The sequence below is a fragment of the Clostridium thailandense genome (genome assembly GCF_019207025.1).
GTDB classification, from domain to species: Bacteria; Bacillota; Clostridia; order Clostridiales; family Clostridiaceae; genus Clostridium_AM; species Clostridium_AM thailandense.
Map to the genome: position 1 here is coordinate 1 of NZ_JAEEGC010000010.1, position 23,290 is coordinate 23,290.

The following is a 23,290-nucleotide window of genomic DNA, read 5'->3' on the forward strand; positions in this document are numbered from 1 at the left end:
AATAAACGCATATGAAATATGAGCTGCAGCTGTATTTCCATCCATTGTCTTCATTTTTCTCATAGAAAATTTCCCTTCCTTCTCTATTATTTCTCTATAAATTTTAAGATTAAGCAATATTCTGCTTAACCATTATAGACATATTTAGATATGCTACCTCAATGATAATATCTTTCAAGACTGGTCATACCACTGCGCTATAAATAGACTGGCCAGTCCTTCTAACTAATAAAAGTATATATTTCTAAATTTAGAAATAACTTATTAGCAATTCCTTACTTTTTAAATTTACACCAAATCATATTATTTTGCAAGTTATTTTCCAAGTAATTTAATTTTATCTATCTATATGAGCATTAAATAACCCATAAATTGCTTCAAATTTTATAAATTTCATTCATATATTCATGTTTGTTTCTTAAAAAAGTAAGTTTCAATTAAAAATTTTTAGAAAATTCAACTTTTTCTTGCAATCATATGGTTTTTGTTTTCTTATGACTGTATATATTCTACACATATGCCCTATATTCCTTTTATTTTTTTATATTAATACTTTTTTAACAACAAATCGCACATTTCTTCATATTTTTTCTTTTAGATTTTTTTATAGCCCTTAACTCTTAATTTTTTTAAGTTAGAAATGCAGCTGCTCTAACAAATTTGCCAATTAATATCTACTTACACCATTTTATATTTCAGAAAAATTATTCTAACATAATTTATATATTAGGTAAGCAAACTATTATTAAATGTAAAAACGTAGATTTAATAATATAAAATTTTTTCTAAGTTGAAGCTCAAATTAAAATATTATAATTTAAAAATTGCATATTAAGGAGTGATAAGCCATGAAAATAAATATATATGAAGCTAAAGATGGATTAAATAAGACAAAAGTTGATACTGCCATGCAGATTAATACTAGTAACAGTGCTTATACTGAAAATCTAACTTCTAAGGAAAATACATCTTTCGTGAAAAGAATGGTAGAAGAATACGAATTAAGCTTACTTGGAAAATAAATTATTTTTCTGACATAAGGAAGAAAAATAACCTTTACTGTCAATTGTCTTTTAGAAATATACTTATATATTTTAAAATTTTCATTAATTATTATAATATAAATTAAGTGTCTGATATTAGTATCTATGGTTTTAAAGCTTATTAAACTGTACAATAGCCTTAAATAAGTCTCCATCAATTTCGATATTCAATCTCCCACCTTGAAGCTGCACAATACTGTTTGCAATTGCAAGTCCTAAACCTGATCCTTCTGTATTTCTAGATTTATCTCCCCTTTTAAACCTTTCAAAAATTTCTTCCGCATCAAAATCCATTTCATAAGAAGAAATATTTTTCATAACAATTAATATTTTATTTTCTTCTTCTTTCAAATCAATATAAACTCTAGTTTTAGGCTGAGAATATTTTATAATATTATTTATTAAATTTTCAAATACTCTCCAGGTTTTTTTTCCATCTAAGTTTACATAAATATTTTTCTTGTCACACTTAAATTTAAATATAAGTGAAGATTTTTTTATTTTTTCATCTAATTCCGCTATCGCTTGCTTTAATAAAGCTGCAACATCTACTTTCTCAATATTCAGTTCAACGGAACCACTTGACATCTTAGCTGTTTCAAACAGATCTTCTATAAGCACTTTCAATCTTTCAGCCTTTCTATCTAAAACACCAAGATATCCTCTAACCTCTTCTTCTGACAAGTCTTCTTTTTTTAATAAGCTTATATAATTTATTATGGATGTCAGAGGTGTTTTTAAATCATGTGATACATTTGTTATAAGTTCAGTTTTAAGTCTTTCACTTTTTATCTGGCTTTCAAGTGATTTCTTATAGCCTATTTTCATGTTATTAATATTATGAGCTATCTTAAACAGAGGACCTCCGTCTTTTTCTTTTATAGCATATTCCAAATTTCCTAAAACTATTTCTTCAGTTCCCTTTAATATTTCATTTAAATAATTCGCTTTTTTAAATATATAGTGTAAAACTAAAATTATATAACCTATTGATATTGCAGCTCCTAGTAATAAATTATGGCCCATAACTACAATTACTATAATTGTGAATAATGCAAGCATAATTGTAAAAATAGTAATTAATACTATTTTAAGCTTAATATTTATATCTACAATGCTGCCTTTAGTAATCCGAGATAACCTGTTTATTGAGCTTTCTTCCCATTCTTTTGAAAGTTTTTCTTTATTTTTGATAAGTTTTAAGACCTTCTTCATATTCAATATCAGAAATGCTAAATATACACTTAGTATACTTATCTTAATAAAGTGATCAATTCCTAAAGGCTTATAAAAAAAACTTAAGTTTATAAAATATTCTAATATTATAAATGAAGCCACCACAAATATAAGCGCTCTTAAATCCATAGGTAATTTCAAATATAAACTTTTCATTTTTTCTTCATACGGTATTGATAAATTTACATCCTTTTTTATACCTACTAATATAAACATACCTATTAATAAAGAAACAATTCCTATTATTCCTTCTTTAATAACTCTGCTTCTAACTGAATTGTAGTATTGATAATTGTTAAATATATAGCTGCTGGAGTCTAATTCTCTTGGAATAATAATATATCCTTTCCATCCATTACTTTTAAATATGTTATTTGCTCCCATAAATTTATCTTTCTCAATGTATTCTAGTGGAAATCTTATGCTGTAAAGTGACTTATTTTGTATATAAGTATCTATACTAGTTTTATCTTCTACATTGGAGTATATTGCCTTATTTCTTACATCTTCAATATAATATTTTATATCCTTTCTTTCTTGTACACTTTTTTTTACAGCTTCATAATCCTTATCAAATCTTGTTGAAACCTCTTTTTTCAATTCTTCATTTGTTTTAGTGTTTTCCCTTTTTAAAGCTTCAAGACTTTTATTTTTTTCATCTACTAACTTGCTAACTTCAATTGCATTTGAATCTAGTTCTGCTGCATCTATCCATTTCTTGTATTTCACTTGAACTTTCTTTTGACCTTCTTTCAACTCATTTTCATAAAATTCTTTTAGTCCACTTCTTCTCCATCTACAGTAACCATCTTAGTCTTTTTATCTAGAACAAGACCTTTAACAAAAATTTTACTACTGCTTTCCTTGTAGTTACCTAAATTTATATACCGTCTAAGTTGTGACTTAACTCTCGCCACCAATTCTAGAACATTAAAAGGCTTTGTAATATAATCATCCGCTCCTACATTAAGCCCTAATATTTTATCTATATCCTCAGATTTAGCTGAAAGCATTATTATAGGAATATTTCTATTTTCTCTAATTTTAATCGTAGCCTTAATACCATCCATTTTGGGCATCATTATGTCCATTACTATTAAATGAATTTCCTCTTCTTTTAAAATCATCAAAGCATCTATTCCATCCTTTGCCCTAAATACCCTTATTCCTTCGTTTTTTAGATAGATTTCTATTGCTTCGATTATTTCCTCCTCATCATCTACTACTAAAACCTTATAATCAACCACACTTTTTCACCCCTTCTTTCATAAATTATACCATCTTTATACCTCCTTACTTAAGCTACATTCTAATTATATAATGTATTTTTTACAAATAACTTATCAAAAATCTTACAAATTTCTTAACAAAACATTAGATATATCACAGAAGAGGCTTGCCACACTTAAGTGTGACAAGCCTCTTCTGTGATATATCTCTACAAAGCATATTCTTCAATGAGTTTAATTATATTACTTACTCCATTTTTTATCGAACTAGAAGTCATATTACTTACAAACTTATCCTTGCTTTTATAAAGCCCTTCTAACTTTTCTAGGAGTATTTTTTTATTCAATTCTTCCTCTTGAATTACTACACTATACCCACTTTTTTCAAAGGAAGCTGCATTTAAAATTTGATCTCCTCTACTGGATTTTTTTGATAGCGGTATTAAAATATTAGGTTTTCTTAAGGCTAAAAGCTCAAATATAACATTAGCTCCAGCCCTAGATATAACTATATCTGCTGTATTCATTATATGAGGCAGTTCTTCACTTATGTACTCAAACTGTTTATATCCTTTGCTATTTTTCAAACTTTCATCTATATTTCCTTTTCCACATATATGAACAACATTATAGTTTTGTAACAACTTCTCTATAACTAATCTTACAGTATCATTGATAAATTTTGATCCAAGACTTCCTCCTATTATGAGTAACACTGGTTTTTTATCCTCAAATCCACATATTTTCCTTCCAAGTATTCTACTTCCATTTAGCAATTCTTCTCTTATAGGAGTCCCAGTTAACACCCCTTTGTTATCCTTTATATTTTTCACAGACTCTGGAAAAGTAACACAAACCTTTGTGCAATATGGAGCTGAAAGCCTGTTTGCAAGCCCTGGTGTCATGTCCGATTCATGTGCAATTACAGGAATCTTATTTATATGTGCTGCTATAACTACAGGAACTGCAACAAAGCCTCCTTTTGAAAAAACTATATTGGGTTTTACTTTTTTCATTATTAAAATTGATTGTAGTATTCCTTTCAACACCTTAAAAGGGTCAGTAAAGTTTTTTATATCAAAATATCGTCTCAATTTCCCGCTAGATATTGAGTGATACTTTATACCTTCTTCTCCAATTATTTTTCTTTCTATACCATCTTGGGTTCCTATATATTCTATTTCATATCCTAGTTCTTTTAACTTTGGAACAAGTGCAAGATTTGGAGTAACATGTCCTGCTGATCCTCCGCCAGTCATTATTATTTTTTTCAAGAACCTTTCCCCCTAATCATTTTAATGATTTATTTCCATTTTATATAATACTATATTTTTGCAATTTAAACAAACAAAAAAAGATTATCGCTCTTAGATAACTTAATTATAGAGAATGAAACTAGAAGGGGCTGCCGTGCTTATCTAAGTGCGACAGCCCCTTCTTCGGTTCGTATCTTAATTTATATCTGAAAACTCTATATTTATTTTGTCATCCAAATTTGCCGTAAGAATAGCATAGTTATTTAAAACATTAGTCTCAGCACTTATTTTCTTAAACTTTACAATAAATTCTGTTCCTTTTCCAACTTCACTTGTTACCTTTATTTCTGCACCCATAAGTTCTACAAACTTTTTCACAAGAGCAAGTCCTATTCCAGTTCCTTCAGCTCTTCTAGATAAAGAGCTATTTACCTGTGCAAATCTATCAAAAATTAAATCTATTTTATCCTCCGGTATCCCAACACCAAAATCTTTTACGCTCAAATAAAAGTTATCCTTTTCCATCTTCAGTGAGACAATGATTTGTTTTCCCTCTGGAGTAAATTTAACTGCGTTAGATAGCAAATTAAGTAAAATCTTTTCATATTTGTCCTTATCAAGCCTTACATTATATTCTTCTTCATCAGTATCAAATATTAATTCTATTCCTTTGCTTATAGCATATGAGTTAGCAGAATTCACTATAGTTTCACTTATATATACAATATCAAACCCTGTATTATTCAGAGTTAAAAAACCTGCTTCAGCCTTTGATATATCGAGTACATTATTAATTAACTTTAGTAATCTACTGCAGTTTTGATCTATTCTTCCAAGGGTTTTACCAATATTAGGGGTTATTTCTTTACTATATACATCATAGGCAAGCTGCAGGGAGGAATACATTATAGTTAAAGGCGTTCTCAATTCATGGGAAATTATAGTAAAGGTTTCATCTTTTAGTTTTGTTAATTTTTCAAGTTCAATGTTTCTATTTACTTCTTCTGTAATATCTGATCCATGAATGTGTATTCTCGTAACATTATCTTTATTTCTGCAAGGTATAAATTTTATCTTATAAAATCTATCTTCACCTGTAGGAGATTTTACTCTGTAAGGACTTATTGTATAAGCCTTAAATTTTTCACCTACATTCACTAATATTTTATATAGATCATGATTTATATATTTAATCAAGTTTTTATCCTTAGAATCCTTTATTAGTTCAACATCACCATATCTAATAATTTCATCATATTTTTTATTATTAAGCCTATATGTTATCCCCGGATAATCGACTACTGCTATTGGAACTTCAATAGTATTTACAACATCTTTTATAAACTCCGCCTGTTCCTCTGCATTTATTTGATGAAGTTTAGTTTCTGTAACGTCCTTAATTGTCAATATAGTATAAACTAGTTCTTCATTCTTATTTATGATGGGCGCAGTATTTAACTCTAAATATTTTATTTGAGAAGTGTTTTTCTCTCTAAGCTTAACTATTAAATTCTTAGCAGGTTTTTTGCTTTTTACATAAATATAATACATGCTTGCTATATCTTGTGTTTCATCTTCAAGTATAGTGGTTTCATACCTTTCCAAAAACTTCTTTGGATTTACTAGTTCTATAGCATTTAAACTTAAGATATTAAAAACAGCCTTATTACATAAACTTAATTTTTCATTTGAATCTAAAACCATTATTCCTTCTGATATATTGTTAATTACATCTTTCAAATGCATAAGATGTTCTTTTTCTCTATTTCTTAATATTTCTATAATATCACATTTTGTTTTTAGCTCTGTGGACAATTCCAGAAATTTCTCTCTCTCATTTTTTATTTTTAATTCCTTTAAATAGTTTTCTGTTATATCTTCCAAGTCCATTATAGAACCGATAATTTTATTTTCTTCAATTACAGGAAAACTTGAGATTGAGACATATAGATTTTTTTCTTCAAGTTTATATTCTAATTTTACATTTCTAATTTTTTCTTTGTTCTTTAATGTTCTATATACTGGAAAATCATTCAATGACATACTATTTTTATTCTCTAAAAACACATCATAATCATAAAAAAGTTCATAAGCATTTTTTAAATCTCCAAAACCAAGTTTCATTAACTCATCCTTGCCTTTTTTATTAACGTAAATTATGTCACCTTTGCTATCAGTTATATATATACGATTTGGTAAGGCTTCTATTATGTTTTCCGTAAAATTATTAGTTTTAAATATACCGTTAATAAAGTTCTCCATTAAAAACCTTCTCCTCTAAAAAATTACACTTAATCCATCTTATTGTTTTCTATGATAAACCTAAAAATTCCTTCTAGTTTTTATGAATTTTTAAATTAAGTTGTAGAGAAGCTCATTAAATTAGTCTATTATTCACCCCATTTATTCTACTATTTTGACAATCTAAAATCTTTTACAACTAATTGTAAACTTATATTTCCATTATATTCGTTGATTGATGGAGAAAATATTAAATCCATTTTTAAATTAGATGGCTTGTTATTTAAAATATCCATAGCCCTTTCCTCTCCATAAGCATCTCTTACCATGCTTACAAATTTATCTCCCCCATCAAAACATATAGCATCAAATTTTTCAAAGCCCCCCTCAGGCCTGCAGTATAATTTTAATATATTTTTTTCCTTTCCTATTAAGTATGCTCTAAATACACTAATATTTTTTTCGGCAAATACAGGAGCAGAGTTTCCTTTCCCAAAGGGTTCAAGTTTTTCTATATCATTAATCAAAGCAAAAGTTATTTCCTTCAATTTCAACTGTTTATCTATCCTTATTTTAGGTATCACATCTTCATCACTAAGAGTACAATTGTTATTTAATAGCTCTCTTAATTTATCAATATTCTCTTCCTTTATAGATAGCCCTGCTGCCAAAGGATGTCCTCCAAATTTCTCCATTAGACCTTTGCATTTTATAAGTTCCTCAAACATATTGTACTCTTCTATAGATCTTCCTGAACCCTTTGGAGTCTTTTCTCCCTGTGTTAGTACTATAGATGGCACATTATACCGCTCTTTAAGTCTCCCCGCAACTATTCCTGCTATACTTTCATGTACATCTGGCTTATAAACTACTAAAACCTTATCATCTTTCATACTGGAATTTTCTATTATTTCTATTATTTCATTTACACTTTCTATAGTCATATTTTGTCTTTCTGTATTTAAAGCATGAAGCTTTGATGCAAGCTTTGATGCTTCTTCTTCTTTTTCGGCTAACAGAAGTTTCAAAGCTAATACAGCACTATCTAATCTTCCTGTAGCATTAATACAAGGTCCTAAAACAAATCCTATGTGGTAAGAATTTATTTTTTTACCTTCCAGTGAAGTCTCTTTTATTAATGCTTTTATGCCAATGTTTTTAGTTTCATTTATCATCTTCAAACCATTTTTAGCAATTATCCTATTTTCATCAATTAAATCCACAACATCACATATAGTTCCTATAGCAGCATACTGCATAAAATCATAAGCTTCTTCTTTGCAGATGCCCATTTTTTCATAAAGCACTTGTGAAAATTTAAATGCAACTCCAGCTCCACATAAAGATTTGAAAGGGTATTCACATCCCTTTTGTTTCGGATTTATCACTGCATCAGCCTCTGGTACTACAAATTGTCTACTTCCATCTTCAAATTCTACAAAGGGTATATCATGATGATCTGTGACTATAACAGTCATTCCAAGTTCCTTTGCAAACTTAATTTGATCAATAGCAGAAATACCGTTATCACAGGTTATTACCACTTCATAACCCTCTTCTTTTAACTGCCTTAAGCTTTCACTATTTATACCATATCCTTCTGTAACTCTATCTGGTATATGATATTTTACATTAGCTCCACATCTTAATAATGCTGAGTATAATATATATGTACTTATTATTCCATCAGCATCATAATCTCCATAGACCACAATACTTCTTTCTTGTTTTATAGAATCTATAATTAAATTTGTACCTTTATTCATATCTTTCATCAGCAATGGGTTATGTAAATATTCTATATTAGGATTCATAAACTTCTCTATATCTTTTTCTGTGTTTATATTTCTATTTACTAGTATAGAAGCTATTATATCACCCACATTAGTATTTTTTGAAAGCTTTTTGATGTCAACCTTACTTCGTCTTAACATCCATTTACGTTCTTTCAAATATACCACCTCTTTTCTTTTTCTATTATACCATGGAAATTAATATGTTATAATATTAATGTATTATAAAAAAGAAAGGTGGATGATTTTCATGACAAAAGAAACATCAAAAAATTTTTTGAAGGCTAATGCGTTTAAAGATTTGAATAATATTCAAACAGATCAAGAAAAGGAAATGCCTCAACCCCCCGTTCAAAAAAGTTGTTCACCTTCATCAATTTTAGTTGATCTAATTCCTGTAGAAAACTTTAATTGCGGGCAGTTGAGCATTTTAGATGCATTAAAGAACAGAAAAACAAGAAGATTTTTCTCAAATGAACCTTTGTCTTTAGAAGAACTTTCATTCTTACTTTGGAGTGTTCAAGGAGTAAAGAAAATAGTAAACAAAGGATATGCTACTCTTAGAACTGTACCATCGGCTGGCGCTAGACATCCTTTCGAAACCTATCTAGCCATTTTAAATGTTGATGGACTAGAGCAAGGTATATATAGGTATCTTCCTCTTGAACATAAGCTTTTACTTATTGATTCTGATGACAGCCTTAACAGCAAACTTAACCTTGCTACTTTCAATCAGCGTTTTATAGGAAAAGCAGCAGTGACTTTTCTATGGACAGCAATACCGTACAGAACAGAATGGCGTTATGACAATGCTGCTCCTAAACTTATAGCTTTAGATGCTGGTCATGTATGTGAAAACTTATATCTATCAGCTGAATCAATAAATGCTGGTGTCTGTGCAATAGCTGCTTATGATCAAAATAAAACAGATGAACTTTTAAATATAGATGGCGAAGACGAATTTACAGTATATCTAGCTGCTGTAGGAAAAATAGAAAAGGTATAGCTCACACTATACCTTTTCTATTTCAATCAATTTATATCCAGCACCATCTACTGCTTCTTTTATTTTATCGTTTCCTAAATTTAGATTACTTTCCAAAAATGCCGTTTTAGTTCTAATATCTACTGCTACTGATTTCACTCCTGGTAATTCCATTAAAGCATTGTGAATATGTTTTTCACAATTTTTACAGCTTATACCTTCTACTGTAAGTATTCTTCTCATGTACACCAACTCCTATTCTTATAGATTGAAATCACTTTAAATATTACATAATAAAATACATTCAACAATATTTTACCCACTTTACCATATTATATAACTAAATACTCTAAATATTCAATTATTTTTCGCCTATTATTTTACATTATGTAAAATAATTATCATTTTTGATCAATATATTCAAATTTTAGGACGTAAAATTTGTATACTCGGCTGTTGTAATACTCTGTTTAAAACCTCCAATACTTTTTTTTCATTAATATACTTCAAGTTCTCAACTTCACTATATACTCTTTCTGAAGAGTTAAACATTAATTCATAAGTAGTTAATTCCTTACAAAGCTGAATTGATTTTTCAAGCTTTAACTCCCTCTTAAGTCTCATATTTCTAACTAAGGAATTTATCTTTTTCTCATCAAAATATCCTAGTTTATTTTTAACTTTAAATATACTATCATCAACTATTCTTAGAACCTCATCAACATTTTTATTAGAAGTAGCTATATTTATAGTAAAAAACTTCATACCTCTTTCCTGCTTAACAAGACTTCCAACATCATAAGCAAGACCTCTTTTGGTTCTTATTTCATCAAATAAAACACTGCTAGTTCCCTCTCCAAAAGATGTATTAAATACATTTAGCGCCTTTAGTTCCTCTTCATTTAAATTATCAATATTAAAAAGATATTGTATTTTCGCTCCCTTTATATTTGTTATCTTCTCCATAAATATTCCAGCTTTATTGACTTCCTTTTTCTCCATTTCAATGCCACAGAAACTTTTATTCCAATTTCCAAAATACTTTTCTATATTTTTTAATATATCCTCAAAAGTTAATGACGAACAGGCACTTATAACACAATTTTGAGGAGCATAATATTTATTATAAAATTTTCTTAATTCTTTAAGTGTAAGTGAGTTTACGCTTTCTTCAGTGCCAATTATTAAATTCTTAATTCTTTTTTCACTAAAAGCATTGTATAGTAAACTATCTTCACAATATTGATATATATCATCCTTCCATTCCTTAAGCTCTTCCAATATAATATTCATTTCCTCCCTAAATCCTTTTTCCGGGAATGTAGGATTTAAAACTATATCAGAATATAATTCTATTGCTTTTGAAAAATCCTGTGAAAGAGACGTTCCATAGTATATTACATAAGGAAAATTTGTCATAGCATTCTCAAATCCAAATACCTCATCACAGAGCTCATTTATTTCTTTTTCAGTTCTATTTTTAGTTTCCTTTGACACCATATGTTCTACAGCATGAGCAGTTCCTAATTTAAATTCTCTTCCTTCTTCTATTGCACCAGCATTAAAACCAATACAAAAAGAAGTTATTTCCGCTGGTCTATATTCATATATCAACTTCATTCCATTCTCTAATATGTACTTTTTCATAGTTATCTCTCCTTTAGTTTTCCAGAGAAGTACCGCCGAAAGCGAACTTATCCTGCGGAGTATTAATGTTTTATATACAATCATCTAACTAAAATTATACTTTTTTCTGATAATAAAATAAAGAGAGCATAAAAACTCTCATTGTCTAGATCTATATAACTTTTAAAAAGTGTTTTTTACTGTACTAATTTGTTACAAATATCAAACTTTCTCCAATGAAAAGTCCTAGCGAAATAAAAAGCTATTATAATGTAGTGGATCTTGTACAGGGAAACCAAACCAGAAAGTTAACTTATACGCAGGAATATGTTTCCAAAGCTGAAAGCACATATAAAAACTTTTCTATCATTCTTAGCTTAATATTTTAGAAAATCTTAGGATCTCTGATATGTTTGAGGTACGAGTTTATCAGAGATCCTTAGATTTTCAAAATATTAAGCTTTGGAATGATTAAAAGTTTTTATCGTGCCGAAGCTTGGGAACATATTCTGGAGTGTAAGCTAACTTTCGGCCTTTGACCCTTACAATTTATTCTTCAATTATATATGGTATAGTTACCATAGCTATATTTCTTCTTCTTAAAAGCATTGTCTTAATAAATAAAGATGTCTGATTATGAAGTATATTTCCCCACCATTTGGCAACTACAAATTGTGGCATTACCACAGTTACCGTATCCATAGGACCTGCTGCATATTCCTCTGACTCAATGAATTTAACTAATGGACCTACAATGTTTCTGTAAGGTGATTTCTTTACCACTATTGGAATACCTAAACCGTATTCCTCCCATTTCTTTATGAGTTTAGCAGTAGCTACATCATCAACAGATACATGAAAAATTATTATATTATCTGATATAGTTCTGGCATAATTCAATGCTTTTAAAAATGATTTATTTAAAGTATCTATAGGAATTATAACGTATCTTTTTTGTTCTGAAAAATCTATACATTTTGGTTTTTCATGTATATCTAATTTTAATTGCTCTGCAACTAGTCCATAATGATGTTTTATCTTCATCATAGTTATAACAATTACTGGCATCAATATACATACTATCCACGCACCATGTATAAATTTAGTTATACCTATTATTATAACAGTTACAAACGTTACTAAAGCGCCCAATCCATTGATAAATGCTTTGTGCCTCCATCCCTTCTCTTTTATCTTAAACCATCTTGTCAACATACCTGTTTGAGATAATGTAAATGATATAAATACACCAACAGCGTACAAGGGTAATAAAAGATGAGTTTCTCCTCTAAATAATATGACTAAAACAGAAGCCATAATAGCTAGAACTATGATTCCATTTGAAAATCCTAATCTCTTACCTCTCTTTGTAAATTGTCTTGGCATAAATCCATCCTTAGCCATAAGTGCTAGAAGCAATGGTAAACCTGCAAAAGCAGTATTAGCCGCCATAATTAATATGATTGCTGTAGTAGCCTGAATTACGTAGTACATAACAGCGCCTTGTCCAAAAACTTGAATAGCTATTTGAGATATTACTGTTTGATCTGGATTAGGTACTGCATGATATAAAGTTGCTAAATATGATAGTCCACCAAAAATAACTAGAACTACAAAAGCAAGCAAGCCTAAAACTTTCTTTGCATTTTTTTGTGCTGGATCCTTAAAACTTGGAATACCATTACTAACTGCCTCTATACCCGTTAAAGCTGTACATCCTGATGCAAAAGCTCTAAGAAATAAAAGTATAGTTATATCTCCAGTAGCTTTTGGGATTTCATACAGTGGTTTAGGCATATATCCAAATATATCTACTTTAACAATACCAACTACTATCATAGCTAATACAGAAATTACAAAAAAGTAAGTAGGAATACCAAATATCTTTGATGATTCTCTTATTCCTCTAAGATTTCCAATAGTTAATAGAAGTATCATTGCTAATGTTATTGAAATCTTATGTGGTAACAATGACGGAAATGCTGATGTTATTGCTGCTGTTCCCGCACTAGTACTTACTGCAACGGTCAAAATATAATCTATAGTAAGTGATGCTCCTGCTGTAAGACCTGGTATAGTTCCTAGATTGTCCTTCGCAACTATATAGGCACCTCCACCATTAGGATAGTTATCAATTGTTTGCCTGTAAGAAAACACCAACAAACACATTAGAAATACTATACATAATGATGCATAGAACATGTACTTGTATGACATTATTCCTAACACTGAAACAAGTACCAATAATATTTCTTCTCCAGCATATGCCACTGACGATATAGGATCACTAGATAAAATAGGTAGTCCCCAAAAAACATTAAACTTTTCATCTTTTAGTTCATCTGTTTTAAGTGTTCTACCTATAAGTAATCTTCCTAATTTAATTTCCATTCTTTCCACACCTCAAAAAGTAAATTTTTTATAAATTCTATAGGCATGCAATGATTATATATTATCTAATGATTTTATCATAGTTTTGTATCCTTATGTTTTTCGCTAATTTTCTCTAATAATAACCGTTTTTTTTATATAAAATTTATTTTTCACTGGTTTTTCTTTAAGATTCTTCGTATAGATTAATAGTAAGCATTTTAAAAATTATCGAAATATTGTTAATATTTTTTAAAATGCATTTTTATCAAATAAACATGTCATTATATTGCTTAGATATCTTCTCAAATACAATACCCTTTGATAATTTATTCAAATGTCTATGTTTATCTAGAGGATTCCATGTATACCTGTTGGCCTATATAGTAATGAATTTATAAATATAAATCCTTTTATATTTATAAATTCATGTTTTCTAAAATTTTGTACTTTGTTAACTTAGTGTTTAGATAATGATTTTTAATAAATTTAGTTTATATAAAACTTAAGAATAACTTGCGCTTTATACTCTTACTAACTTATCTCTCCCTGAAACTTCTCCTCTACAAATTTTACCATCATAGCTTCTTTTAAATTTTCAACTGTTTCTTTATCTGCAAGATTTTCTAATATCTTAAAACCAAAGTATAAGGCTGTGGCAGGTCCTCGACTTGTAATAATATTATCATCTTGAACCACTATATCTTCACAATATGTTATTTCACCTAATTCATTTTCAAAGCCTGGATAGCATGTAATTCTTTTTCCACTTATTATATCTGCCTTAGCTAAGACAATAGGTCCCGCACAAATAGCCGCTAATAATTTCTTCTCATTGTTAAATTTCTTAACAAGTTCAATTACTTTTTTGCTATCTCTTAAACTTGCAGCTCCAGGCATTCCACCTGGAATAATTAATGCATCATATTTATCTATATCAGTCTTTTCTAATAAGTTATTTGCTTTTACATGAATACTATGGGAACCCAATATCTCTTCTTCTCCATTTATAGAACAAGTAATGCAGTGTACACCCCCTCTTCTTAATACATCAACTACTGCTAGAGCTTCAACTTCCTCAAAGCCTTTAGCAAGTAAAACTATTGCCTTTTTCATAAGTTAACCACCTTTCCTTCTCAAATTATTATTTTCTATTATACCATTAATAAACTCCAAAAACTAACTTTTACTCCACTATATATTGCCACATCGTCCTCTAAAAATATTTATAAAAAAAGTTGACTTATCTGTAATTTATTATTACAGATAAGTCAACCTCAGTATTACTACTTAGCCCATCCCAAAGATCTATTTACTGCTTCATGCCAGCCTTTTAATAATTCTGATCTTCTTTCTTCAGTCATATTAGCTTCAAAGTTCTTGGATATAGCCCAATTTTTAGCTACATCATCTCTGTCCTTCCAGTAGCCTACTGCAATACCAGCAAGATATGCTGCTCCTAGAGCAGTAGTTTCTATAACTTCTGGTCTATCAACCTGAACATCTAATATGTCAGATTGGAATTGCATTAAGAAGTTATTAGCACATGCTCCTCCATCTACTTTTAAAGCTTTAAGCTCTATTCCTGAATCTTCCTGCATAGCCTTTAATACATCATATGTTTGGTATGCTAGAGATTCTACTGTAGCTCTTATAAAGTGTTCTTTCTTTGTTCCTCTTGTTAAACCAACAATAGTTCCTCTTGCATATTGATCCCAATATGGAGCACCAAGTCCAACAAATGCTGGTACCATATAAACTCCATTTGTATCTTCTACAGAAGTACAATATTTTTCTGATTCTGGAGCGGATTTTATCATTCTAAGCTCATCTCTAAGCCATTGTATTGAAGCTCCACCTATAAATATACTTCCTTCAAGAGCATATTCTACTTTTCCATCTATACCAACAGCTATAGTTGTTAAAAGTCCATTTTTAGATTCAACTGCTTTTTCTCCTGTGTTCATAAGTAAGAAGCAGCCTGTTCCATAAGTATTTTTAGCTGTACCTTCTTTAAAACAAGTTTGTCCAAATAATGCTGCTTGCTGATCTCCTGCATCTCCTGCAATTGGAATTGGAGAACCAAATAATGCCGCATCACTTTCACCATATACACAGCTTGATGGTTTTACTTCTGGAAGCATTGATTCTGGTATATCAAGCTCAGCTAATAATTCCTTATCCCATTTTAATTCATGTATATTATAAAGCATTGTTCTCGATGCATTTGTATAATCAGTTACATGTACCTTTCCTTTTGTCAGATTCCAAATAAGCCAAGTATCTATGTTACCAAAAACTAAATTGCCAGCTTCAGCTTCTTTTCTTGCTCCTGGTACATTATCAAGTATCCATTTTACTTTTGTTCCTGAGAAATATGCATCTAAGACTAATCCTGTTTTTTCCTTAACAACTTTATCAAAACCTTTTGCTCTTAATTCATCACAATAATTAGATGTTCTTCTACATTGCCATACTATTGCATTGTATACTGGAAGTCCAGTTCTTCTATCCCAAACAACTGTTGTTTCTCTTTGATTTGTAATACCTATAGCTGCTATGTCAGTTGCTTGAATATTTGCCTTTAATAATGCTTCTGAAGCAACACTGAACTGAGTGGCCCATATTTCCATTGGATCATGTTCAACCCAACCAGCTTCAGGATATATTTGCTTGAACTCTTTTTGAGCCACACTTACAATTAATCCTTTTTCATTAAAAAGTATGCACCTTGAGCTTGTAGTTCCTTGATCTAATGCCATTATATACTTTGCCATAATACTTTTCCTCCCTTTATTCCTCTAAATATCTTAATAAACGTTTTCTTATGACTTTAAATTCTATCTCTTAAGAATAATTTTTAAAATCGAAAATTTATAAATCCCACAATTTCTTTTCAGTAGTTGATATAGCTAATGCTCCTGCTCCAAGTGAATCTATAACATCCTTTTTATCTTTTATGAGCCCTCCAGCTATTATAATTGAGTTAGTCTCTTTTTCTAAAAGACTTATGATTTTTGTCGCAATACCAGGCATAACCTCTACTGCAGTTGGTTTTGTTTCATGAATATTTTTTATCCCAGTTTTTAATGAAAGTGAATCTATTAGAAAAATTCTATGAATCGTATATAAACCTAGTTGGTTTCCACATTTGATATTTGAAGCTTTAGTACTTATTATACCATCTGGCTTAGAATACTCTTTTATATATTTGATTCCAGCAGAATCTCCTCTTAACCCCTCAATAAGGTCTATATGAACAAAAACAATTTTTTCATTCTCCTTAAGCTTTGCACATATTTTAGAAATATTTATAATATCTCCATATAGTACAAACACTATAGCAGCGTTACTAGATACCACTTTTTCTAAATCTTTATCATTGCTTATCGCTGCTATTATTGGGTTTTCTACTAAAGTTTCTTTTAAATTAATCATTACTTCGACTCCTTTAAATGTTATTTTTAAATAATTATCTTTATTTTACCACTTTAAATGCTACATTCAAGGAGAATATTGTTTTCATCATTTATAAATATTTGAATATTTCAAATTTTAGAACACAGCTACGAATATTAATGCCGCTAGAACTGCACCAATTATCGGACCTATAACTGGAACCCATGAATATGACCAATCCGAATCACCTTTACCTGATATTGGTAATATAGCATGTGCTATTCTTGGTCCTAAATCTCTTGCTGGATTCAGAGCATACCCTGTTGGTCCACCAAGTGATAAACCCAAGCCCCAGATCAATGCAGTTACAACACCTGTTGAAATACCATCTGCTGCCTTTACTGTACCAATTCCTAAAATTATAAATACAAGTGCAAATGTAGCTATTACTTCAGTAAGAACGTTTGATCCATAACTTCTTATTGCAGGGCCTGTACAAAATATTCCTAATTTAGCTCCCTTATCTGGTGTTTCTGCCCAATGTGGTAAATAAGCTAACCAAACTAAAGCAGCTCCCACAATAGCACCTAACATTTGTGCTGCAATATATACTGGTACTTCTGCAACTGGAAATTTACCAATAACAGCTAATGCTATTGTTAATGCTGGATTAAAATGAGCACCACTGATGCCACCAAATATGAATGCTGGTAGTCCAACAGCAAAAGCCCATCCAGCGGTTATAACTATCCATCCTGAACTTTGTCCTTTACTTTTGTTTAATGTGCAGTTTGCGCAAACACCGCCTCCTAAAAGTATTAAGAGCATAGTCCCCAAAAATTCCGCCATAAAGTGTGACATAACATTACCTCCTAAAAATAATTTTTGTAAAAATACCATATTTGTAACCGGTTACACTTAATTGTCAAATATTAACATTACTATGATGCATAAAAGCCGCGTCAAAAAAAGTTACTAAAACTCTTCTAAACGCGGCTCTCTAATCTCTGCCTTGTTAATATTTTTTAGTTTATGTTTTTATTATACATTAATATTAAATGAATTACAATTGGAAAACAAAAGTTAAATTTTTAACTTTTAAATTAATCATTTTTCCCTTATGCATTTCATATGATATTTAGCTATTTTAATTCTACCTTCTTTATATAATCATCCATAACAATAATCATCACAGGTTTCCCTCTTCCAGCTCTGTTTTGGGATTTAATATTACTAATGTTTATAATTTCTTCACTACCTTTTAATGATTTCAATATGACGCTTCTTCCTAAATCTCTTTCATCTTTTAGTAGCAAAGCATATATTACTTCATCGTCTTCCTTAAGACTTATCCCAGTAACACCTGATGCTATTTTTCCCATGTAATTTACACTTTCACCTTCAAATCTTATGCACATTCCCTTTTTAGTTACTAAAACTACTTCTTCACTAATACCTATACTTACTTTAATTTGTATTAATGTATCCTTTTCACTTTTGAATTTATAAGCCATAGTCCAAAGATATTCTCCTTCAAATTCACTCAAAGGACTTTTCTTTATCATTCCTTTTTTAGTAAAGAAATATATACTGCCTTCTTTAAAACTTTCTATAGAAACAATTTCTATTATATCGTTTCTATTTATATCATCATAAAGCTCCGTTATACTTATTCCTGTCTCATCAATATTCTGAAGCATAAATGCCGGCATTGAATATACAATTCCATCCCTTGAAAAAATTAAAATTCTACAATCGGAGTTTGTTGCAACTCTTATTCCTTTAGCTCCCTTTGCTCCATCAAAAGTTCTAACAGTTCCCATTTTATCAATACATATATTAAAGCTTTTATATAAAAACTCATCGGTAAAGTCTACATTTATTACCTTATCCTTTGAAGATAAACTAAACATTGGAGTTCCCATTATGTTTCTGTCCGCAGCTTCCACTTTAGGTTCCTTAACAGTAAAGCTTAAGCCTTTCTGTGTTCCTATCTTTATATATTTTTCTTCTCTTTCTTTATGGACAAATTTAACATCTATAAGTTCTTCTTCATTTTTTAATTTTAGTGCCATTATTTTAGTATAATTTGTACTAAATTTATCTACTCCTGTTTTCTTTAAAGTACCACTACTTGTAAAAAATATGAAGTCTTTTTGCAAATTAAAATTATCAATACTATGAACTGCAACAATACTCTCTTCACTAAGATCTAATCCTCTTATTACGTTATCTAATCTTTCTCCTTTTTCTTTCCACTTAAACTCTGGAATATTAATTCCCTTTACCTGATACATGTTTCCTTTATTAGTAAAGAACATCAAAATGTCTTTTGTGTTTGAATTAATAATGTATTTATTGAAGTCACCCTCTCTGTATTCAATATCTGCAACCTCAACATTAGAACGATTGTAAGTTTTAAATGGAATTCGTTTTATAAAACCTTCATTTGACATAGTTATAACAATCTCTTCTTCTATTATAAGTTCCTCTATATCTATCTTAGCTTCTTCATCATTCTCCACTATTTTAGTCTTTCTTGGATGTGTATATTTTTCTTTTATTTCTAGGAGTTCCTTTTTTATTACTTTTAGGAGCTCCTTTTCACTTCCGAGTATCCTATTAAGTCTTTTTATTTCTTTATCAAGCTCTTTATGTTCTTTTTCAAAAGCTACAATTTCAAGTCCTGTAAGCCTATATAACATAAGTTCTAATATAGCTTCTGCTTGAGGTTCTGTAAATTCAAACTTATCTATAAGATTTTTTGCTGCATCTTTTTTAGACTTGGAAGCTCTTATTGTCTCTATTATTTTATCCATTATACCTATTGCTTTAATAAAACCTTCGACAATATGAAATCTTTTAGATGCAATTTCTAATTCTCTTTCTGTTCTTTTGGTGACAACCTCTTTTTGATAATTTATATAATGGTGTAGTATAGATTTTAGTCCTAAAGTCTGAGGTTTTCCATCAGCTAACGCAACCATATTGAAAGAAATATTGCACTGCAAATCTGTTCTTTTAAACAAATATTTAAGAACTTTATCCACAGATTCTTCATCTACAGATTTTTTAAATTCTATTACTGCTCTAACTCCAGATCTATCCGATTCATCCCTAATATCGGAAATTGAATCTAAAGCTTTAGCATGTCTTTTGTCTGCCGTCATTTCTGAAATAGTCTGAAGCAGCTTTGCTTTACTTCTTCTATATGGGAACTCAGTAATTGCTATACCTAATCTACCATTTTCAAGCTTTTCAATACTTGTCTTTGCCCTTAAGGTAACCCTTCCTTCTCCAGTTTCATAAGCAGATATGAGAGAATTCTTTCCTATTATAATTCCTCCTGTTGGCAAATCCGGTCCTTTAATATACTGCATGATTTCTTTAGTATCTAGACTTGGATTATCTATATATGCAATAGATGCATCTATTGTTTCTCCAAGATTATGTGGCGGTATATTTGTTGCCAGTCCTACTGCTATCCCAAAAGCTCCGTTGACAAGCAGGTTTGGGTATCTTGCAGGTAATACTTCTGGTTCTTTTTCTGAATTAGAGTAGTTATCAACCATATTAACTACTCCTTTTTCTATATCTCTTATCATTTCCATTGCAATAGGAGTAAGTCTTGCTTCTGTGTAACGCATAGCAGCTGCACTGTCTCCATCCTGTGAACCCCAATTTCCATGTCCATCAATTAAAGGCTCTCTAGTCGTAAAATCCTGTGCAAGTATTACCATGGCATCATATACGGATGAATCTCCATGAGGATGATATTTACCTAGTATATCTCCTACAATTCTCGCAGACTTATAATAAGGCTTATCTGGAACTGCCTTAAGCATATATGAACCATATACTATTCTTCTGTGTACAGGCTTTAAACCATCACGTACATCTGGAAGTGCTCTATCTTTTGCCACTTCTACTGCATAAGGCAGGTAATTGTCTGGCATAGCCTCCTCTATTGATACTTTTATTATATTGTTATCACGAGGAATATTTAATTTCTTTGACATCTTGTTCCTCCTCTAAAATTCTGCATACTTATACATATAGCTTTTCCTTGGTGCTACTACATCGCCCATAAGTAAAGATACCATTTTTTCTGCTTTAGCAGCATCTTCTATAGTAATTTGCTGAAGAGTTCTTGTTTCCGGATTTAATGTAGTTTCCCAAAGCTGATCCGGATTCATTTCTCCAAGTCCTTTATATCTTTGAAGCAGTGCACCTTTACCAACTTCTTTTTTCACTTTTTCTAATTCATCATCACTATATGCATATTTTACAGTTTCTCCATTCTTAGTCTGCTTATATACTTTGTACAATGGCGGCTGTGCTAAATACAGATGACCATCTGCAATAAGATGCTTCATGTATCTATATATATATGTCATCCATAGTGTTCTAATGTGATACCCATCTACATCTGCGTCTGACATAATTATTATCTTATCATATTTCAAATCAGCTGCATTATAGTTATCGAGAACACCAGTACCTACAGCTGTATTAAATATTTTAAGTTCTTCACTTCCAAGCACATTCTCAAGTTTCTGCTTTTCAGTATTCATTATTTTACCTTTAGAAGGCATTATAGTTTGAAATCTTCTGTCTCTAGCCTGCTTTGCTGAACCACCTGCTGAGTCTCCCTCAACTACAATAAACTCACACACTGTCGGGTCCTTTAAAGTACATACAGCTATCTTACCAGCTAGTGGTGCAGTACCTTTTCCTATTTTCTTCTTCTCTGCTTCATTTATTTTCTTTATCTTTTCTCGTCTTGCTGCTGCATCTAATGCATTATTTATCATAGATGCTGCTATATCCTTATTATCTTCTATCCATTCTGAAAATTTAGTATAAGACAAATCATTCATCATGGTGTAAGCTTCAGTATTACCAAGTTTAGTTTTAGTCTGACCTTCAAATATAGGATTACTTATCTTAATCCTTACTATTGCAGTCATCCCTTCTCTTAAGTCATCGCCTTCAAATTCTTTGTCCTTTTCCTTTATAAGATTCAGCTTTTTAGCCCATTCCTTAAAGGCCCTGGTCATTCCTGTTTTAAAGCCACTTTCATGAGTTCCTGATTCTGTAGTTGGAATATTGTTTACATAGCTTGCTATATATTCAGTAGTAGAATCAGTAAACTGCACACATACCTCACCATACATATTTAGATTATTTACTTCTCTCTCTCCTTCAAATAGAATAGGAGGATTATGAATCGGTGTTTTGCTTTCATTTAAATAATCTATAAAATCTAATAGACCTCGTTCAGAATGATATTCCTTTTCTACTACTTCATCTTTTCTATTATCAATTAATTTTAGAGTGATACCTTTATTTTGAAATGCCAGCTCTTGAAGTCTTTCATCTATAACATCAAATTTAAATTCCGTTGTAGAAAATACTTCTTCATCAGGCATAAAGGTTACCATCGTACCCGTTTCCTTAGTGTTTCCTATAATATCTAGTGAAGTTACAGGAGTTCCCGGCATTTCTCTTTTCACAGTTTTATCATAAGCATTCTCAAATCTCTGCTTGTAAATATGATTATTCTGCTTTACTTCTACCTCAAGCCACTTAGACAAAGCATTAACTACAGCAGCTCCAACTCCATGCAAACCTCCGGAGGTTTTATACACATCATTATTAAACTTTCCTCCAGTATGAAGTTCGGTAAATACCATCTCTACACCAGACTTTTTCTTTATAGGGTGTATTCCTGTAGGTATACCTCTGCCATTATCTTTAACAGTTACACTTTTATCCTTGTTTAAAATAACAATAGCTTCATTCCCAAAGCCATTGGATATTTCATCTATGGCATTGTCCAGTACCTCCCATATACAGTGGTGAAGTCCCTTACTTCCAGTAGAACCTATATACATTCCTGGTCTTACACGAACAGGTTCTAGTTTTTCGAGGGAAGTTAAAGCTGTTACATCATACACCTGTACTTTTTCTTCTCTTTGTTCCATTAAACTATTAACCTCCAAATTGTATCTATTCACAATATTTTCTGATACCATGATTACGATTATAGCAAAAAGTAAAAATAAAAACAAATGTTCTCATTACACTTTTATATGTAATCATCAAATAC

At 30.3% G+C, this 23,290-nt stretch carries 15 protein-coding genes and 1 pseudogene; 2 read left to right on the plus strand and 14 right to left on the minus strand.

All coding sequences use genetic code 11. From position 1 onward, the window contains the following. Nucleotides 1-848 precede the first annotated feature (848 nt). On the plus strand, nucleotides 849-1,022 hold the full coding sequence (locus tag I6U48_RS02620; RefSeq protein WP_218318849.1) for a small, acid-soluble spore protein, alpha/beta type: 174 nt from the start codon (nucleotides 849-851) through the stop codon (nucleotides 1,020-1,022). Between the two features lie 132 nt (nucleotides 1,023-1,154). Here I6U48_RS02620 and I6U48_RS30280 read toward each other — a convergent pair whose 3' ends face one another. From I6U48_RS30280 to recJ, 5 genes and pseudogenes are all read right to left on the minus strand, one after another. Beyond that, entirely contained in the window at nucleotides 1,155-3,008 is a 1,854-nt protein-coding gene (locus I6U48_RS30280) for a sensor histidine kinase (RefSeq protein ID WP_312890864.1), read from the minus strand. A gap of 53 nt (nucleotides 3,009-3,061) precedes the next feature. Beyond that, nucleotides 3,062-3,526, minus strand: a pseudogene (locus I6U48_RS02630) (response regulator transcription factor); the annotation flags it as partial. Nucleotides 3,527-3,717: 191 nt separating this feature from the next. Continuing rightward, on the minus strand, nucleotides 3,718-4,767 hold the full coding sequence (gene murG / locus I6U48_RS02635) for an undecaprenyldiphospho-muramoylpentapeptide beta-N-acetylglucosaminyltransferase (protein ID WP_376774518.1): 1,050 nt from the start codon (nucleotides 4,765-4,767) through the stop codon (nucleotides 3,718-3,720). Nucleotides 4,768-4,959: 192 nt separating this feature from the next. After that, nucleotides 4,960-7,026, minus strand: a complete 2,067-nt coding sequence (locus I6U48_RS02640; protein WP_218318851.1) for a PAS domain-containing sensor histidine kinase — start codon at nucleotides 7,024-7,026, stop codon at nucleotides 4,960-4,962. A 149-nt stretch (nucleotides 7,027-7,175) separates the two neighbouring features. Next, nucleotides 7,176-8,939 (minus strand): single-stranded-DNA-specific exonuclease RecJ, encoded by a 1,764-nt coding sequence (gene recJ / locus I6U48_RS02645; RefSeq protein WP_218318871.1) that lies wholly within the window; start codon nucleotides 8,937-8,939, stop codon nucleotides 7,176-7,178. Nucleotides 8,940-9,048: 109 nt separating this feature from the next. On the opposite strand from recJ, the gene I6U48_RS02650 reads away from it, so the two are divergent. Further along, the gene (locus tag I6U48_RS02650; protein WP_218318852.1) at nucleotides 9,049-9,804 is read left to right on the plus strand and encodes a SagB/ThcOx family dehydrogenase; all 756 of its coding nucleotides are present in this window, start codon (nucleotides 9,049-9,051) and stop codon (nucleotides 9,802-9,804) included. Nucleotides 9,805-9,810: 6 nt separating this feature from the next. On the opposite strand, the gene I6U48_RS02655 is transcribed toward I6U48_RS02650, so the two are convergent. From I6U48_RS02655 to I6U48_RS02695, 9 genes are all read right to left on the minus strand, one after another. Further along, entirely contained in the window at nucleotides 9,811-10,026 is a 216-nt protein-coding gene (locus tag I6U48_RS02655) for a heavy-metal-associated domain-containing protein (RefSeq protein ID WP_218318853.1), read from the minus strand. A gap of 177 nt (nucleotides 10,027-10,203) precedes the next feature. Then, nucleotides 10,204-11,430: a M16 family metallopeptidase gene (locus I6U48_RS02660; protein WP_218318854.1), complete on the minus strand. Its 1,227-nt coding sequence runs from the start codon at nucleotides 11,428-11,430 to the stop codon at nucleotides 10,204-10,206. A gap of 528 nt (nucleotides 11,431-11,958) precedes the next feature. Next, the gene (locus I6U48_RS02665) at nucleotides 11,959-13,800 is read right to left on the minus strand and encodes an APC family permease (protein ID WP_218318855.1); all 1,842 of its coding nucleotides are present in this window, start codon (nucleotides 13,798-13,800) and stop codon (nucleotides 11,959-11,961) included. A 513-nt stretch (nucleotides 13,801-14,313) separates the two neighbouring features. Further along, the gene (locus I6U48_RS02670; RefSeq protein ID WP_218318856.1) at nucleotides 14,314-14,895 is read right to left on the minus strand and encodes a DJ-1 family glyoxalase III; all 582 of its coding nucleotides are present in this window, start codon (nucleotides 14,893-14,895) and stop codon (nucleotides 14,314-14,316) included. Nucleotides 14,896-15,065: 170 nt separating this feature from the next. Then, nucleotides 15,066-16,556: a glycerol kinase GlpK gene (glpK, locus tag I6U48_RS02675; RefSeq protein WP_218318857.1), complete on the minus strand. Its 1,491-nt coding sequence runs from the start codon at nucleotides 16,554-16,556 to the stop codon at nucleotides 15,066-15,068. 97 nt (nucleotides 16,557-16,653) lie between these two features. Beyond that, complete coding sequence (locus I6U48_RS02680; protein ID WP_218318872.1) at nucleotides 16,654-17,214, minus strand: glycerol-3-phosphate responsive antiterminator; 561 nt, start codon at nucleotides 17,212-17,214, stop codon at nucleotides 16,654-16,656. Nucleotides 17,215-17,334: 120 nt separating this feature from the next. Beyond that, nucleotides 17,335-18,039 (minus strand): MIP/aquaporin family protein, encoded by a 705-nt coding sequence (locus I6U48_RS02685; RefSeq protein ID WP_218318858.1) that lies wholly within the window; start codon nucleotides 18,037-18,039, stop codon nucleotides 17,335-17,337. 281 nt (nucleotides 18,040-18,320) lie between these two features. Further along, nucleotides 18,321-21,197, minus strand: coding sequence for a DNA topoisomerase IV subunit A (locus I6U48_RS02690; RefSeq protein ID WP_218318859.1), 2,877 nt, complete (start codon nucleotides 21,195-21,197; stop codon nucleotides 18,321-18,323). A 12-nt stretch (nucleotides 21,198-21,209) separates the two neighbouring features. Beyond that, nucleotides 21,210-23,165 (minus strand): DNA gyrase/topoisomerase IV subunit B, encoded by a 1,956-nt coding sequence (locus I6U48_RS02695; RefSeq protein ID WP_218318860.1) that lies wholly within the window; start codon nucleotides 23,163-23,165, stop codon nucleotides 21,210-21,212. Nucleotides 23,166-23,290 lie beyond the last annotated feature (125 nt).

What these genes read in the sequence shown, in the direction of transcription:
- I6U48_RS02620 (WP_218318849.1), top strand. Translation starts at nt 849, where the DNA reads ATGAAAATAAATATATATGAAGCTAAAGATGGATTAAATAAGACAAAA.
- murG (WP_376774518.1), bottom strand. Translation starts at nt 4,767, where the DNA reads ATGACTGGCGGAGGATCAGCAGGACATGTTACTCCAAATCTTGCACTT.
- I6U48_RS02640 (WP_218318851.1), bottom strand. Translation starts at nt 7,026, where the DNA reads ATGGAGAACTTTATTAACGGTATATTTAAAACTAATAATTTTACGGAA.
- recJ (WP_218318871.1), bottom strand. Translation starts at nt 8,939, where the DNA reads ATGTTAAGACGAAGTAAGGTTGACATCAAAAAGCTTTCAAAAAATACT.
- I6U48_RS02650 (WP_218318852.1), top strand. Translation starts at nt 9,049, where the DNA reads ATGACAAAAGAAACATCAAAAAATTTTTTGAAGGCTAATGCGTTTAAA.
- I6U48_RS02655 (WP_218318853.1), bottom strand. Translation starts at nt 10,026, where the DNA reads ATGAGAAGAATACTTACAGTAGAAGGTATAAGCTGTAAAAATTGTGAA.
- I6U48_RS02660 (WP_218318854.1), bottom strand. Translation starts at nt 11,430, where the DNA reads ATGAAAAAGTACATATTAGAGAATGGAATGAAGTTGATATATGAATAT.
- I6U48_RS02665 (WP_218318855.1), bottom strand. Translation starts at nt 13,800, where the DNA reads ATGGAAATTAAATTAGGAAGATTACTTATAGGTAGAACACTTAAAACA.
- I6U48_RS02670 (WP_218318856.1), bottom strand. Translation starts at nt 14,895, where the DNA reads ATGAAAAAGGCAATAGTTTTACTTGCTAAAGGCTTTGAGGAAGTTGAA.
- glpK (WP_218318857.1), bottom strand. Translation starts at nt 16,556, where the DNA reads ATGGCAAAGTATATAATGGCATTAGATCAAGGAACTACAAGCTCAAGG.
- I6U48_RS02685 (WP_218318858.1), bottom strand. Translation starts at nt 18,039, where the DNA reads ATGTCACACTTTATGGCGGAATTTTTGGGGACTATGCTCTTAATACTT.
- I6U48_RS02690 (WP_218318859.1), bottom strand. Translation starts at nt 21,197, where the DNA reads ATGTCAAAGAAATTAAATATTCCTCGTGATAACAATATAATAAAAGTA.
- I6U48_RS02695 (WP_218318860.1), bottom strand. Translation starts at nt 23,165, where the DNA reads ATGGAACAAAGAGAAGAAAAAGTACAGGTGTATGATGTAACAGCTTTA.